This is a genomic window from Stutzerimonas sp. NM35, from assembly GCF_054604355.1.
The window spans coordinates 468,281-481,178 of record NZ_CM137728.1 but is presented as its reverse complement, the minus strand read 5'-3'; the positions used below and the strand labels follow the sequence as shown (position 1 = coordinate 481,178).

Genomic DNA, 12,898 nt, shown 5'->3' with positions numbered 1-12,898 from the left:
GAATAAGCCACAGGAGCTCGGCCATGCCTTTCAATGCAAACTACGCCACCGATGTACCCACACGCGCCGAAGTGGATGCGCTGACGGGTTTCACTTTGCTGGAATTTGGCACCGGATGGTGCGGCCATTGCCAGGCAGTGCAACCCCTGCTGGCCACCGCAATGACCGACCGGGACATTCATCACTTGAAGATAGAGGATGGGCCGGGCCGCCCGCTGGGCCGTTCGTTTCGGGTCAAGCTCTGGCCGACACTGATCCTCCTGCGCCAGGGAGAGGAACTGGCCCGTCTGGTTCGCCCGACGAGGGCGGAGGATATCGCCCAGGCGCTGGACCTGGCAGGCAGCAGGGGCGCCAACATGGCATAATTCGCAACCCTGTCTGGCCCACAAGCGAAATTCGTTTATGCCTCACGAAAACAAAAGACTCCATCTGTATGGCATCAAGGCCTGCGACACCATGAAGAAGGCCCGTACCTGGCTTGACCAGCAGGGGCTGGATTACACCTTCCATGATTACAAGAGCGCCGGCATCGACCACGCTCATCTGCAGGCCTGGTGCGACGAACATGGCTGGCAGACCATCCTCAACCGTGCCGGCACTACCTTTCGCAAGCTCGACGAGACGCAGAAGGCCAACCTTGACCAGGCCAAAGCTATCGCCTTGATGCTGGCGCAGCCCTCGATGATCAAGCGCCCGGTGCTCGACCTTGGCGACAGAACACTGGTCGGCTTCAAGCCCGATCTCTATGCCGCCGCGCTGACCGAGACGAACTGAGCGCGCTCGCCGCAAGCGCCTGCACCCGACAAATTCAGGATTACTCATGAACAACACGCTTTTCAGCCTCGCCTTCGGTGTCGGCACCCAGAACCGCCAGGGCAGCTGGCTCGAAGTCTTCTACGCACAACCCCTGCGGCAACCCGCCCCCGAGCTGGTCGCCGCCATCGCGCCGCTGCTGGCTTACGAAGGCGGCAACCAGGCCATCGCCATTACCATTGCCCAAGCCGCACAACTGGCCGATGCGATCAAACCGCTGGATGCCGCTCAACATGCGCTGCTGACTCGCCTGGCCGAAAGCCAGCGTCCACTGGTGGTCACCCTACTGGCAGAAGATGCCGCACCGACCTCCACACCCGAGGCCTACCTCAAGCTGCACCTGCTGTCTCACCGCCTGGCCAGACCGCATGAACTGAGCCTGGCCGGTATCTTCGCCCTGCTGCCCAATGTCGCCTGGACCAACCAGGGCGCCGTGGACCTGGCCGAACTGGCCGAACGTCAACTGGAGGCACGGCTGAAGGGCAACCTGCTGGCAGTCACCTCAGTCGACAAGTTTCCGAAGATGAGCGACTACGTGATTCCCACCGGCGTGCGCATCGCCGATACCGCGCGCATCCGTCTGGGTGCCTACATCGGCGAAGGCACCACGGTGATGCATGAAGGTTTCGTCAACTTCAATGCCGGTACCGAAGGCCCTGGCATGATCGAAGGCCGTGTCTCGGCAGGTGTCTTCGTTGGCAAGGGTTCGGATCTCGGCGGCGGCTGCTCTACCATGGGCACCCTCTCCGGCGGCGGCAATATCGTCATTTCCGTGGGCGAAGGCTGCCTGATCGGCGCCAATGCCGGCATCGGCATTCCCTTGGGTGACCGCAACACCGTGGAGTCAGGCCTGTACATCACCGCAGGGACCAAGGTGAACCTGCTCGACGAACAGGGCGAACTGGTCAAGGTGGTCAAGGCGCGCGAACTGGCTGGCCAGACCGACCTGCTGTTCCGTCGCAACTCCCTGAGCGGCGCCGTGGAGTGCAAAACCCACAAATCCGCCATCGAACTGAACGAGGCGCTGCACGCGCATAACTAAGCCGATCAGAGGCGCTGGAAGCTGGAGGCGAAACGGAGAGCGTGCTGTGGCGTTCTCGTCCAGCCTTCAGCCTCCAGCGGCTTTCAAACTCCGAGCCGAAGGGTCGAACGATGTCTCTGGTATCTCCCTGGCGTTCCGACTTTCCTGCCCTGGCCATTCTCGAAGCCCAGGGGCAGACCTATCTTGACAGTGCTGCGACCTCGCAAAAGCCCCAGGCGCTGATCGATGCGCTGACCGGTTACTACACCAGCGGCACCGCCAATGTGCATCGCGCCCAGCACCAGACCGCCGAACGGGCGACACGGGCCTTCGAGAATGCGCGGATCAAGGTAGCGCACTGGTTGAACGCCCGCAGCCCCACCGAAATCGTCTTTACTCACGGCGCCACCGAAGCGCTGAACCTGCTGGCCTATGGCCTGGAACATCTGCTGCGACCGGACGACGAGATCGTTGTCAGCGCTCTCGAACACCACGCCAACCTGCTGCCCTGGCAACAGCTGGCCAGGCGGCGCGGCGTCAAGTTGGTGGTTTTGCCGCTGGATGCACACGGCCTGATCGATCTGGAAATGGCCGCAAAACTGATCGGGCCGCGCACACGCCTGCTCGCCGTCAGCCAGCTGTCCAATGTCCTGGGTGCCTGGCAACCTCTGGCGCAGCTGTTGCCACTGGCCAAGGCCCAGGGCGCGCTGACCATCGTCGACGGCGCCCAGGGCGTGGTGCATGGGCGGCATGACATGCAGACACTGGCCTGCGACTTCTACGTACTGTCCAGCCACAAGCTCTATGGCCCGGAAGGGGTCGGCGCGCTTTATGGTCGCGGCGAATCCCTGCTCAAGCTCGACCACTGGCAGTTCGGTGGCGAGATGGTCCGGGTGGCCGACTTCCAGAGTGCCGAATTCCACGCCGCGCCACTGGGTTTCGAGGCCGGCACCCCGCCCATCGGAGCGGTGATCGGCCTCGGCGCAACCCTGGATTACCTGTCGAAACTGGACGCCACAGCCGTAGCCGCTCACGAGCAGAAACTGCACAACCAGTTGCTGAGCGGATTGGCCGCCTGCCCAGGCGTGCAGCTGCTGGGCAACCCCCAGGTGGCGCTGGCCAGCTTTACCGTCAACGGCATTCATCATGGCGATCTGGCGCATCTGCTGACCGAACAGGGCATCGCCGTGCGCAGCGGAACCCACTGCACACAACCGCTGATGAAGACTCTGGGCATCGATGGCGCCATTCGCGTATCGCTCGGGCTGTACAGCGACGGCAGCGATTTGCAGCGTTTCTTCACCGCGCTGGAGCGTGCACTGGAGCTGCTGCAATGAACGACCTGCCGACTGCCGCTCGCGAGGTACTGGTTGAATTCCAACAGGCAGCCGGCTGGGAGCAGCGCGCGCGCCTGCTGATGCAATGGGGCGATCGGCTGGAGCCGGTCAACGCGGACGAGCGCAGCGAAACCAATCTGGTCAGCGGTTGCGAAAGCCGAGTGTGGCTGATCGGTGACAGACCGGGCCATCACTGGCATTTCCGCGCCACCAGCGAAGCACGCCTGCTGCGCGGCCTGCTCGCCGTGCTGCTGGCGCGCGTCAATGGGCTCGACAGCTACCAGCTGTTGCAGCTCGACGTCACGCACTGGTTCGAACAGCTCGGCCTGTCCCGGCAGCTGTCGCCCTCACGCAGCAACGGCATGAATGCGGTACTCGAACGCATGCGCGGCATCAGCCAGCACGCCGATTAACTCGTATCGCAACAAACTACTTGAGGTGTCATGCCCCCTGTGGGAGTGGACCTGTCCACGAGCTGTTGGGGAGGCTCCGTGCGGGGCCGCCAGAAAAGCAAAAGCTCGCGGCCAAGGCCCCTCCCACTGAGACCGTAGCCTGGATTAGCCGAAGGCGTAATCCGGGTTTCCGAAGGCGTAATCCAGATATTGAAGACGTAATCCTTCTACGCCTTCAGATCAACCCTTGAGCTTGATTGCGGTCTTGGCCACCAGCTCGCCCTGGTAGCGGGCGATGGTCAGTTCCTTGGTGGAAGGCTGGCGCGAGCCGTCGCCACCGGCAATGGTCGAGGCGCCGTAGGGCGTGCCGCCGTTGGTTTCGGAAATATCGAAGAATTCGCCGATACCATAACCGGTCGGCACGATGATCATTCCGTGGTGCGCCAGGGTGGTCCAGGTGGAGGTGATGGTCATCTCCTGGCCACCGCCGGTGCCCGTGGAGGTAAAGACGCTGGCGACCTTGCCGTGCAGCGCGCCCTTGGCCCAGAGCCCGCCGGTCTGGTCGAGGAAGTTGCGCATCTGCCCGGACATGTTGCCGAAGCGGGTGGGTGTGCCGAAGATGATCGCATCGTAGTCGGGCAGTTCGCTCGGGCTGGCCACCGGCGCAGCCTGGTCGGCCTTGCCGCCAGCGTTTTTGAACACCTCTTCAGGCATCGTCTCCGGCACCCGCTTGATGGTCACCTCGGCACCCGAAACGCCGCGCGCGCCTTCGGCGATGGCGTTGGCCATGGTTTCAATATGGCCGTACATGGAATGGTAGAGCACAAGAATCTTCGCCATTATTTCTTCCTCTTTGATCAGATCAGGTTGAATTGCCAGCCCGCTCAGCGGACATCCACCAGCACCACTTCGCTATCTTCCAAGGCTTTCACGCTCAGCAGAACCTCATCACGCACCGCCACGCCGTCGCCACTGCTGGCAATGACATCACCGACCTCGATCCGTCCGCTGGCCGGGACCAGATAGACCTTTCGGCCTTCTTCAATCGGGTATTGGGCAACCTGTCCGGCAGAAAGTGTCGCCGCCACCAGCCGCGCATCGGCGCGAATCGACAGGACGTCGGTGTCGTCCTCGATACCGCTGGCCAGGGTCACGAAGACGCCGGCGCGCTCACCTCGCGGAAAAGGCTGCGTACCCCAACTCGGCGGCAGCCCGCTACGATCAGGGTAGATCCATATCTGGAAGAGTTCGCAGGTTTCGTCTTCCCGGTTGAATTCGCTGTGGGCGATACCGGTACCGGCGCTCATTACCTGTACGTCGCCGGCCTCGGTTCGACCGCGATTGCCGAGGCTGTCCTCGTGCGTGATGGCGCCCTTGCGCACGTAGGTGATGATTTCCATATCGCGGTGGGGATGGGTCGGGAAGCCCGAGTGAGGCGCGATTCTGTCGTCGTTCCAGACGCGCAGCCGTCCCCAGTGCATGCGCGACGGGTCGTGGTAGTCGGCAAAGGAAAAATGGTGATGGGTGTCGAGCCAGCCGTGACTGGCCCGACCCAGTTCGCTACGTGGACGTAATTCGATCATTGATTGCAGCCTCGCTCACTGGATGCCAACCCCGCGTTTCAGCAGGGCCATGGCCTTGATTGAGACCATCTTCTATCGAATACACTCCCTTATGGTTGGAATTTACTGCGCAAAGCTATCGATAAACTTGATATATCGATAGCTTTTACTGTCAGCCAAGCGTCAGCGGCACGAACAAGGCGATCAGAATCCCCAGCAGACTCATACCCAGCGCCGCGAAAGCGCCGCATTCCTCACCCTCTTCCAGAGCACGCGCCGTGCCGATGGCGTGGGCATTGATGCCATAGCTCAAACCACGTGCAGCCGGATGATCGACGCCGGCCCAACCCAGCAGCAGCGGCCCCAGTGCCGTGCCTATCACCCCGGTGAGCATTACGAAGACCGCCGCCAGCGAGGCAAGACCGCCGATCTGCTCGGCCACCAGCATCGCGATCGGCATGGTCGCCGCCTTCGGCGCCAGGCTCATCAGCACCGTCATGTCCGCGCCCATGGCCCCCGAGATCACCAGAGTCAGCCCTACGCAGAGCACGCCTCCCACCCCCAGCGTGATCAGGATCGGCCAGAACAACTGCCGAATGCGCCGCAGATGACGATACAGCGGTATCGCCAGCGCCACGGTGGCCGGACCGACCAATATGGCGATCATCGACGCGCCTTCGCGATAGGTCTGGTAATCCAGCCCGCTCAGATGCAGCACGCTCACCACCAGCAGCATGCCGATCATCACCGGCTGCAGCACCAGCCAGCCACTGCGGCGGTACAGCGCCAAGGCCAGCTGAAAAGCGATCAGGGTCAGGCCCGCCGAGAACAGCGGATGCGCCAGGGTCAGCGTCCAGACCGTGGCCAGGTCGAGATTGCTCATGCCTTGTCCTCCTGCCGGCGATCCATGCGCCGGATCAGCACCTGCATCAGCCAGCCGCAGAACGGCACGGTGATGATCAGCGACAGCACCAGGCCAGCGGCGATGGCCGGCAGGTCACCCAGCAGCGCATCACTGCTGGTCATGATGCCTGCCGCCGGAACGATCAGCAGCAGCGGCAGATATTGCAGCAGCAACGCAGCGGTTTTCTCCAGCGGCTCGGGAATGCCCCGGCGCAGCAGCAACGCAATGAACAGCAGCACCATGCCGATGATGGGACCGGGCAGCGCCGGCAGCAGCAGGAGATTTATGACGCTGCCGAGCAGCTGCAGCAATATCAGCCAGGTCAGGCCTTTGAGAATCATGGTGGTTCCTTGGACGTCAGGCAGAACGGAGAAAGCCCGCCAATCGCAGCCAGCACGGCAAGCGGCTCTGCGAGCTTGCGCAGAATGGCGTCTTCGTACGGCGAAACAGGCGACTATCGCCCAAATAGGCACTCGCTAACAGAGTCAGATGCACCCTAATAATACGGATCAGTTGCCAGCACACCAAACCAGCTGACATAGATCAGTACAGATTCATCCACTTCCTGAAAGCCATCCTTTCACACCAACTGATCCGTATTTTTGAAAAACATCTGAGTCTGTTACTCAAACAGTATCCCATCGATCATCCACCCCGCCTGAAAGCCTGAGGGGGCAATGCCATGACCGAACGAATTACAGCCAGGATCATCGACACCGTTGACCCGGACAAGCCCATACGCCTGACACCAGCCCAGGCCGGCGGGCCTATTCATACCCGCAGTTTCAGCGGCCTTTTTCGCAACCTGCGACTGTTTGGCACAGGCATTCTGTTTCTGCTCTATTTCGGTACGGTATGGCTGAACTGGAATGGCCGGCAGGCGGTGCTCTGGGATATCGGCAAACAGCAGTTCCATATCTTCGGCGCCACCTTCTGGCCGCAGGATTTCATTCTGCTTTCGGCGCTGTTGATCATTGCCGCCTTCGGCCTGTTCTTCATCACCGTCCTGGCAGGCCGCATCTGGTGTGGCTATACCTGCCCGCAAAGCACCTGGACCTGGATCTTCATGTGGGCCGAGAAGGTCACCGAAGGCGACCGCAGCCAGCGCATCAGGCTCGACGCCGCGCCCTGGTCGACCGGGAAAATCCTGCGTCGCACAGCCAAGCACGTACTCTGGCTTGCTGTGAGCCTGGCCACCGCGCTGGCCTTCGTCGGCTACTTCACGCCGGTCCGCGAGCTGGTGCGTGATGTGTTCACACTGCAAGTGGGGGTGACGACCGGCTTCTGGCTGTTCTTCTTCACCGCCGCCACCTACATCAATGCCGGCTGGCTGCGCGAGAAGGTCTGCCTGCACATGTGCCCCTATTCGCGCTTCCAGAGCGTGATGTTCGATGCCGACACCCTGGTGGTTTCCTACGACACAAGCCGCGGTGAGCAGCGCGGCGCACGGCGCAAGGACAGCGACCCGCGTGCGCAGGGCCTCGGCGATTGCATCGATTGCACGCTGTGCGTGCAGGTCTGCCCCACCGGCATCGACATTCGCGACGGCCTGCAGCTCGATTGCATCAGTTGCGGCGCCTGCATCGATGCCTGCAACGAGGTCATGGACAAGATGGGCTATGACCGAGGTCTTGTGCGCTATACCTCCGAACACGCCCTGCAGGGTGGCAAAACCCGGCTGCTGCGCCCCCGCCTGATTGGCTATGCGGCGGCGCTGCTGCTGATGTTCGGCGCCTTCGGCTGGGCGCTGGCCGAACGCCCCCTGCTCTCGCTGGATGTCACCAAGGACCGCACCCTGTTCCGCGAGAACGGCCAGGGCCAGGTCGAGAACATGTACAGCCTCAAGGTCATCAACAAGACCCAGCAGCATCGTCAGTACGCCGTATCGCTTGGTGACGGGCCGTTCCAGTTGCAAGGCTCGCGTGAACTCAGCCTGGCGCCGGGAGAAATCTTCAGCCTGCCGCTGAGCGTGGCGCTGGTCGATGCCGGAAAGGCCCAGGGCCTGAGTCGCCGGTTGCAATTCGAGGTACGCGACCTAAACGATCCAGCCAGCGTGGCGCGCGCCGACAGTACCTTTGTAGCACCGGCCAACCGCTGATAACGCATGCGCCTAGCCATCCTGGTGCAGTATCGTCCCCAGGCAATGCCGCACCGAGCCCGGACACGATGAAACGCTACGAGAAATTCGCTGACGAGATTGCCGAACTGATCCGCACCGGCGCGCTGGAACCGGGGGAAAAGGTACCCTCGGTACGCCACGCCAGCCGTACCTGGGGCATCAGTCCGTCCACGGTGTTCCAGGCCTATTACCTGCTGGAGGATCGCGGGCTGATCCAGGCGCGAGCGCGCTCGGGCTATTTCGTACGCGAGCATGCCAAGCGCCCGCTGCATGAACCGGATGTCAGCCCGCGCCCAGCCGAAACCACCGAGGTTGACGTCAGCGAACTGGTGTTCTCGGTACTCGGCTCGCTGCGTGATCCCGATACGGTGCCATTCGGTTCGGCCTTTCCCAGCGCCGACCTGTTTCCACTGCAGCGGCTGGCGCGCTCGATGGCGCAGAGCGTGCGCGACATGCCGGCGCGCGAGGTGATCAGCGAGATGACCAGCGGCAATCCCGACCTGCTCCGGCAGATCGCCCTGCGCTACATGGTCGGCGGCGTGAGGCTGCCGATGGAAGAACTGGTGATCACCACCGGCGCCATGGAAGCGCTGAATCTTTGTCTGCAAGTGGTGACCGAACCGGGCGATCTGGTCGCCATCGAAGCGCCGGCCTTTTATGCCACGCTGCAGGTGCTGGAGCGCCTCAAGCTCAAGGCCGTGGAAATCCCGGTACATCCACGCGAAGGCATCGACCTGGATGTTCTTGCCGACAGCCTCGCCAGCCTGCCGATCAAGGCGTGCTGGTTCATGAGCAGCCTGCAGAACCCCTTGGGCGCCAGCATGAGCGAAACTCGCAAGCAGAAGCTCTACGCGCTGTTGCAACGTCATCAGGTGCCGTTGATCGAAGATGATGTCTACGCCGAGCTGTATTTCACCCGCGAGCCGCCGAAGCCGGTCAAGAGCCATGATCGCGATGGCCTGGTGATGCACTGCGGCTCATTCTCCAAGAGCCTGGCACCGGGCTACCGGGTCGGCTGGGTCGCCGGTGGACGCTATGCCGAGCAGATCAGTCGGCTCAAGCTGATGACCACCATTTCACCTTCAGTGCCGGCGCAGGCGGCCATCGCCGACTACCTGCAGCATGGTGGCTACGACCGCCACCTGCGCAAGCTGCGCCACGCGCTGGAAATGCAGCAGGGCGCCATGCTCGCCTCCGCCGCCCGGCATTTTCCCGCCAGCACGCGGGTGACTCGCCCGAGCGGTGGCTACTTTCTCTGGTTCGAATTCCCTGAGCAGGTCGATTCGCTGCAACTGCTGCAGCTGGCGCTGGCCCAGGGCATCAGCCTGGCGCCCGGCCCGATCTTCTCCGCCACCCGGCGCTTCAGAAACTGCGCGCGGCTGAACCACGGCCATCCCTGGGATGCCCGCAGTGAAAAGGCCATGGAGCTGCTGGGACGGATGATCAAATCGTTCTGAATGAACCATAGAACCGAACTCGTTCGGCCTTTGCGAGGACCTGCATTCAGGGTTTCGCGTCCGCACCGGCGGTCAGGGTGGGCTTTATCGGCTGCGCCGCAGGCTGGCACTGCGCCTGCTCACCGCCCTGCAGATAAGGTTGGAGAATCGGCGCCATGCCCTTGAGCACCTGCACCGGCAAGGCCGAAGTGAAGCGGAAGCTGTCCGCCTTGTGCCCCGGCACGTAGGCCGTCAGGGTGCCGAAGTGATTCGGGCCGAGGAAGAAGACGAAGGTGGCGGTGCGATTCATCGCGGCGGAGCTGATCAGCCGGCCACCGGCACCGATGGTCTGGATTCGGTTGTCGCCCGTACCGGTCTTGCCGCCCACACGCATGGGTTCGCCATCAGCCTGCAGGAAACTGCCTCGCAGGCGACGGCCAGTGCCCTCCTCGACCACACTGTGCAGCGCTGCGCGCAAGGCGGCTGCCACTTCGCTCGGCAGTACCCGCTCACCGGTATCCGGGCTGATGCCCAGACGCGTCTCGTAGGGTGTGTCGCGGGCAAAATGCAGGCTGTCGATGCGCACGCTCGGCAGCCGCACGCCGTCGTTGACGATGATGCCCATCAGTTCCGCCAGCGCCGCCGGGCGATCGCCGGAGCTGCCCAGCGCGGTGGCCAGCGAGGGCACCAGATGCTCGAAGGGATAGCCCAGGCGCTGCCAGCGGCGATGAATGTCGGTAAAGGCTTCCACTTCGAGCATGATCCGGATGCGGCTGTCGCGAGCGCTCTTGTGACGACTGCGGAACAGCCAGCCATAGACTTCCTGGCGCTCGTCGGCGCTGGCGGCAATGGCCTCGACGATACCCGCCTCGGGATACCTGATCAGATAACCGAGCAGCCACAGATCCAGCGGATGCACACGGGCGATATAACCCTGATCCGGCAGACTGTAGGCGCCGGGGCCGTAGCGTTCATACAGCGAGGCGAGCGCGGCATCACCCAGCGCGGCATCGGGCAGGCGCGCCGTGAGAAAACGGTCGAAGTCCGCGCGGCCAGCATCCGGCATCAGATAGCGATGGACGGCAGCCAGGCGTGACGGCGTGGGCCGCATGCCATCGAGCAACACTTCGATACGCTCATCGGCGCTCTTGCCCCGGTATTTTTTCCAGAACCGCAGCAGGAACACAGAACCTTCACGATCGGCAAAACGCTTCAGGTATTCACTGCGCTGCGGATTGTCGTCATCCTTCAGCAGCTCGGCGCCATTGGCCGTCTGGTAGGTGCTGTAGCTCACCAGATCACGCATCAGGCGCACGAACGGCAGGTTGATCGACTCCCGCAGCGCTTCGCGCATGGTGGGCAGGCGACTGTCATCCTCGCGACGGAAGTTGCCGAAGCTGTGCATGCCGGCACCGGTGAAGAAGCGCTCGCCGGGGCTGGCCGAATAGCGCCGTTCGAGCGCCGCATCGAGCATCGCCGGCAGGCTGGGCTCAGGCGTCCGGATCAGATATCCCAAAGCCCAGCGCGTCAGCGGATCATGCGCCTCGACCTGGCGCAACTCATCACGGCTCAGCCAGGCATGACGCTCATACAGCTCGGCGATGATTTCGAGATAGGTGGTCAGCACGCGCAACTTCGCCGTGGAGCCCAGCTCCAGCTTGCTGCCCTCGTTGATGTCGAACGGCTGGTTGGTGTTGTCGGTCTGCACCCTTACGCGAAAGCCCTGCTCACCGCGCTCGAACAGGGTGAAGCTGTAGCGAACGTCGGCGGTGCGCTCCGGCGACAACATCCGTTCGCCAAACAACCCGACCTCGCCAGCGAACCCAGGGTCGGCCAGGCGCTCGAGATAGGCGCTGATCTGACTCTGCAGCTCGCCATGCAACGGTGTGGTTGCCGCCAGATCAAGGCGATCGAGCTCATACAGCGACACGCCCAGCAGGTTGCTCAGGCGCATCCGTGCGGCGCTGATGCCCTTGTTCGCAGCCACTTCGCGGATGCCCGGCTCGCGGCGCAGATCACGGAACACCACCTGCTGTTGCAGGGCCGCATCGCGCAGCCGGGTGTCGATCACGCCGCCGTTGGCCAGCAGGCGCAGATGGCTGTCGGTGAGTTCCGCCAGCTCCTTGTGCCCGGAGACGAGGTAATAGGACGGGCGACGCTGGGCGATCAGCAGAGACAGCACCTGGCGCAGCGCCAGACCTTGGGCATCGAGGGGCGTATCGGCATTGCGGCGCGAGTCGAGCAGGCGGTTGACCTCGGCGAAGTCAGCGCCGAGCCAGAGCCGCAAGCCATCGGCGATGCCATGCACCTCGCCATGCCCGTAAGCGGCGGACAGGGGCACGCTGTTAAGGTAGTCACGCACGATGTGCTGGCGCGCGTCTATCGTCAGTTGTCCCTGGCTATAAGCCCGCACGCTGGCGGAAACCATCTGCCGGAGCTTCTCCTCGGCGCTGCCGGTCCGGCCTTCCGGCGAATGCCGGTATTTTTCCACCTGAGTCGCCAGCGTACTGCCGCCAGCCGTCTGTCCCGTCAGCCCAAGCTGCCTTTCCACCTGGGTGATGACCGCTCGGGTGAAACGCGGCCAGTCCACCGCCGGATTGGCCAGCGGACGCCCGGCATCGAGCAGCCCGCGATCCTCGATGAACAGCAGGCTCATAGCCACCAGGGGCGGCACCTCCTCGAAGGTTTCGTAGTACTGGTGCGGGTAACTGTTGGCGTACAGCGGCTCACCGCGACAATCATCGATGCTCAGCCCGGCCTGGAACTTTTCCAAGTAGGGTACGAAGAAACCCCGGCTGACGTAGCGCTGCAACGCCGGCGAAAAGCGCACCTGTTGCTCGATGGCGAAGCCATTGGCCTTCAGCCGTTCAAGAAAATCCGGCAGTTGCGAGTAACCCAGGCGACGGTCGAAAGGCCCGGCCTCGGGAAACAGGATGCTGGGGCTGGCGCCGGGCTTGAGCTGGTAATCGAGATTGTCGGCGTAACGGCTCAGCCATAGCGCCTGCAGCTTGGAGCTGTGCATTTCATGCCAGGCCGCGTAGCCGCCACCAGCCAACAGGGAAACGATCAGCAGCCAGCCCATACGGCGTGCCAGTCGGCGACCGTTGCTGGTTTTCTTTCCCGCCTCGCCGGGTATTGGCGCACGCTTGCCGCTACCCGCACGGGATCTGTCGGACCGCCATACTGCGCCCATTGTTTTCGGCCTGGCTTCCTGGGGAGTCATGACCTGAGCGTAGCTTATGGCGGTTCGTCAGTCAGCCCCTTCGCGCCCCCTGAACCAGGCCGTATAGAGCCCCGGCAGAAACAGCAGCGTG

General features: G+C 63.0%; 12 protein-coding genes. 7 read left to right on the top strand and 5 right to left on the bottom strand.

Annotated features, from left to right (window positions below; translation table 11 throughout):
• The first annotated feature begins 23 nt into the window (after window positions 1–23).
• The 5 genes from ACYCFC_RS02225 to ACYCFC_RS02205 all read left to right on the top strand — a co-directional run bounded on the left by ACYCFC_RS02225 (window position 24) and on the right by ACYCFC_RS02205 (window position 3,584).
• The gene (locus tag ACYCFC_RS02225) at window positions 24–365 is read left to right on the top strand and encodes a thioredoxin family protein (RefSeq protein ID WP_181082395.1); all 342 of its coding nucleotides are present in this window, start codon (window positions 24–26) and stop codon (window positions 363–365) included.
• 37 nt (window positions 366–402) lie between these two features.
• A complete protein-coding gene (locus tag ACYCFC_RS02220) occupies window positions 403–774 on the top strand; it encodes an ArsC family reductase (protein ID WP_459653031.1) in 372 nt (123 codons plus the stop codon).
• 46 nt (window positions 775–820) lie between these two features.
• A complete protein-coding gene (gene dapD, locus ACYCFC_RS02215) occupies window positions 821–1,855 on the top strand; it encodes a 2,3,4,5-tetrahydropyridine-2,6-dicarboxylate N-succinyltransferase (RefSeq protein WP_181082397.1) in 1,035 nt (344 codons plus the stop codon).
• A gap of 110 nt (window positions 1,856–1,965) precedes the next feature.
• Window positions 1,966–3,171, top strand: a complete 1,206-nt coding sequence (locus ACYCFC_RS02210; protein WP_459653030.1) for an aminotransferase class V-fold PLP-dependent enzyme — start codon at window positions 1,966–1,968, stop codon at window positions 3,169–3,171.
• Complete coding sequence (locus tag ACYCFC_RS02205; RefSeq protein ID WP_459653029.1) at window positions 3,168–3,584, top strand: SufE family protein; 417 nt, start codon at window positions 3,168–3,170, stop codon at window positions 3,582–3,584. Before ACYCFC_RS02210 ends, ACYCFC_RS02205 begins: the two co-directional genes overlap by 4 nt.
• A 219-nt stretch (window positions 3,585–3,803) precedes the next feature.
• On the opposite strand, the gene wrbA is transcribed toward ACYCFC_RS02205, so the two are convergent.
• The 4 genes from wrbA to ACYCFC_RS02185 form a co-directional block, all read right to left on the bottom strand.
• On the bottom strand, window positions 3,804–4,403 hold the full coding sequence (gene wrbA, locus ACYCFC_RS02200; protein ID WP_181082400.1) for an NAD(P)H:quinone oxidoreductase: 600 nt from the start codon (window positions 4,401–4,403) through the stop codon (window positions 3,804–3,806).
• A 44-nt stretch (window positions 4,404–4,447) separates the two neighbouring features.
• Complete coding sequence (locus ACYCFC_RS02195) at window positions 4,448–5,146, bottom strand: pirin family protein (RefSeq protein ID WP_459653028.1); 699 nt, start codon at window positions 5,144–5,146, stop codon at window positions 4,448–4,450.
• A 151-nt stretch (window positions 5,147–5,297) separates the two neighbouring features.
• Window positions 5,298–6,008 carry an LrgB family protein gene (locus tag ACYCFC_RS02190; protein ID WP_459653027.1) on the bottom strand — a complete coding sequence of 237 codons (711 nt, stop codon included), beginning with the start codon at window positions 6,006–6,008 and terminating at the stop codon, window positions 5,298–5,300.
• Window positions 6,005–6,370 (bottom strand): CidA/LrgA family protein, encoded by a 366-nt coding sequence (locus ACYCFC_RS02185; protein WP_181082403.1) that lies wholly within the window; start codon window positions 6,368–6,370, stop codon window positions 6,005–6,007. The genes ACYCFC_RS02190 and ACYCFC_RS02185 overlap by 4 nt, the downstream gene beginning before the upstream one ends.
• Before the next feature lie 341 nt (window positions 6,371–6,711).
• Between ACYCFC_RS02185 and ccoG the strand changes: the two genes are divergently transcribed.
• Together ccoG and mapR are read left to right on the top strand one after the other, a co-directional pair.
• Window positions 6,712–8,127 carry a cytochrome c oxidase accessory protein CcoG gene (gene ccoG, locus ACYCFC_RS02180; protein ID WP_459653026.1) on the top strand — a complete coding sequence of 472 codons (1,416 nt, stop codon included), beginning with the start codon at window positions 6,712–6,714 and terminating at the stop codon, window positions 8,125–8,127.
• 68 nt (window positions 8,128–8,195) lie between these two features.
• Window positions 8,196–9,605, top strand: a complete 1,410-nt coding sequence (mapR, locus tag ACYCFC_RS02175; RefSeq protein ID WP_459653025.1) for a GntR family transcriptional regulator MpaR — start codon at window positions 8,196–8,198, stop codon at window positions 9,603–9,605.
• A gap of 46 nt (window positions 9,606–9,651) precedes the next feature.
• Here the strand turns inward: mapR and ACYCFC_RS02170 are convergent, their stop codons facing one another.
• Window positions 9,652–12,777: a transglycosylase domain-containing protein gene (locus ACYCFC_RS02170; protein WP_459653024.1), complete on the bottom strand. Its 3,126-nt coding sequence runs from the start codon at window positions 12,775–12,777 to the stop codon at window positions 9,652–9,654.
• Window positions 12,778–12,898: the final 121 nt, after the last annotated feature.

What these genes read in the sequence shown, in the direction of transcription:
- ACYCFC_RS02225 (WP_181082395.1), top strand. Translation starts at nt 24, where the DNA reads ATGCCTTTCAATGCAAACTACGCCACCGATGTACCCACACGCGCCGAA.
- ACYCFC_RS02220 (WP_459653031.1), top strand. Translation starts at nt 403, where the DNA reads ATGCCTCACGAAAACAAAAGACTCCATCTGTATGGCATCAAGGCCTGC.
- dapD (WP_181082397.1), top strand. Translation starts at nt 821, where the DNA reads ATGAACAACACGCTTTTCAGCCTCGCCTTCGGTGTCGGCACCCAGAAC.
- ACYCFC_RS02210 (WP_459653030.1), top strand. Translation starts at nt 1,966, where the DNA reads ATGTCTCTGGTATCTCCCTGGCGTTCCGACTTTCCTGCCCTGGCCATT.
- ACYCFC_RS02205 (WP_459653029.1), top strand. Translation starts at nt 3,168, where the DNA reads ATGAACGACCTGCCGACTGCCGCTCGCGAGGTACTGGTTGAATTCCAA.
- wrbA (WP_181082400.1), bottom strand. Translation starts at nt 4,403, where the DNA reads ATGGCGAAGATTCTTGTGCTCTACCATTCCATGTACGGCCATATTGAA.
- ACYCFC_RS02195 (WP_459653028.1), bottom strand. Translation starts at nt 5,146, where the DNA reads ATGATCGAATTACGTCCACGTAGCGAACTGGGTCGGGCCAGTCACGGC.
- ACYCFC_RS02190 (WP_459653027.1), bottom strand. Translation starts at nt 6,008, where the DNA reads ATGAGCAATCTCGACCTGGCCACGGTCTGGACGCTGACCCTGGCGCAT.
- ACYCFC_RS02185 (WP_181082403.1), bottom strand. Translation starts at nt 6,370, where the DNA reads ATGATTCTCAAAGGCCTGACCTGGCTGATATTGCTGCAGCTGCTCGGC.
- ccoG (WP_459653026.1), top strand. Translation starts at nt 6,712, where the DNA reads ATGACCGAACGAATTACAGCCAGGATCATCGACACCGTTGACCCGGAC.
- mapR (WP_459653025.1), top strand. Translation starts at nt 8,196, where the DNA reads ATGAAACGCTACGAGAAATTCGCTGACGAGATTGCCGAACTGATCCGC.
- ACYCFC_RS02170 (WP_459653024.1), bottom strand. Translation starts at nt 12,777, where the DNA reads ATGGGCGCAGTATGGCGGTCCGACAGATCCCGTGCGGGTAGCGGCAAG.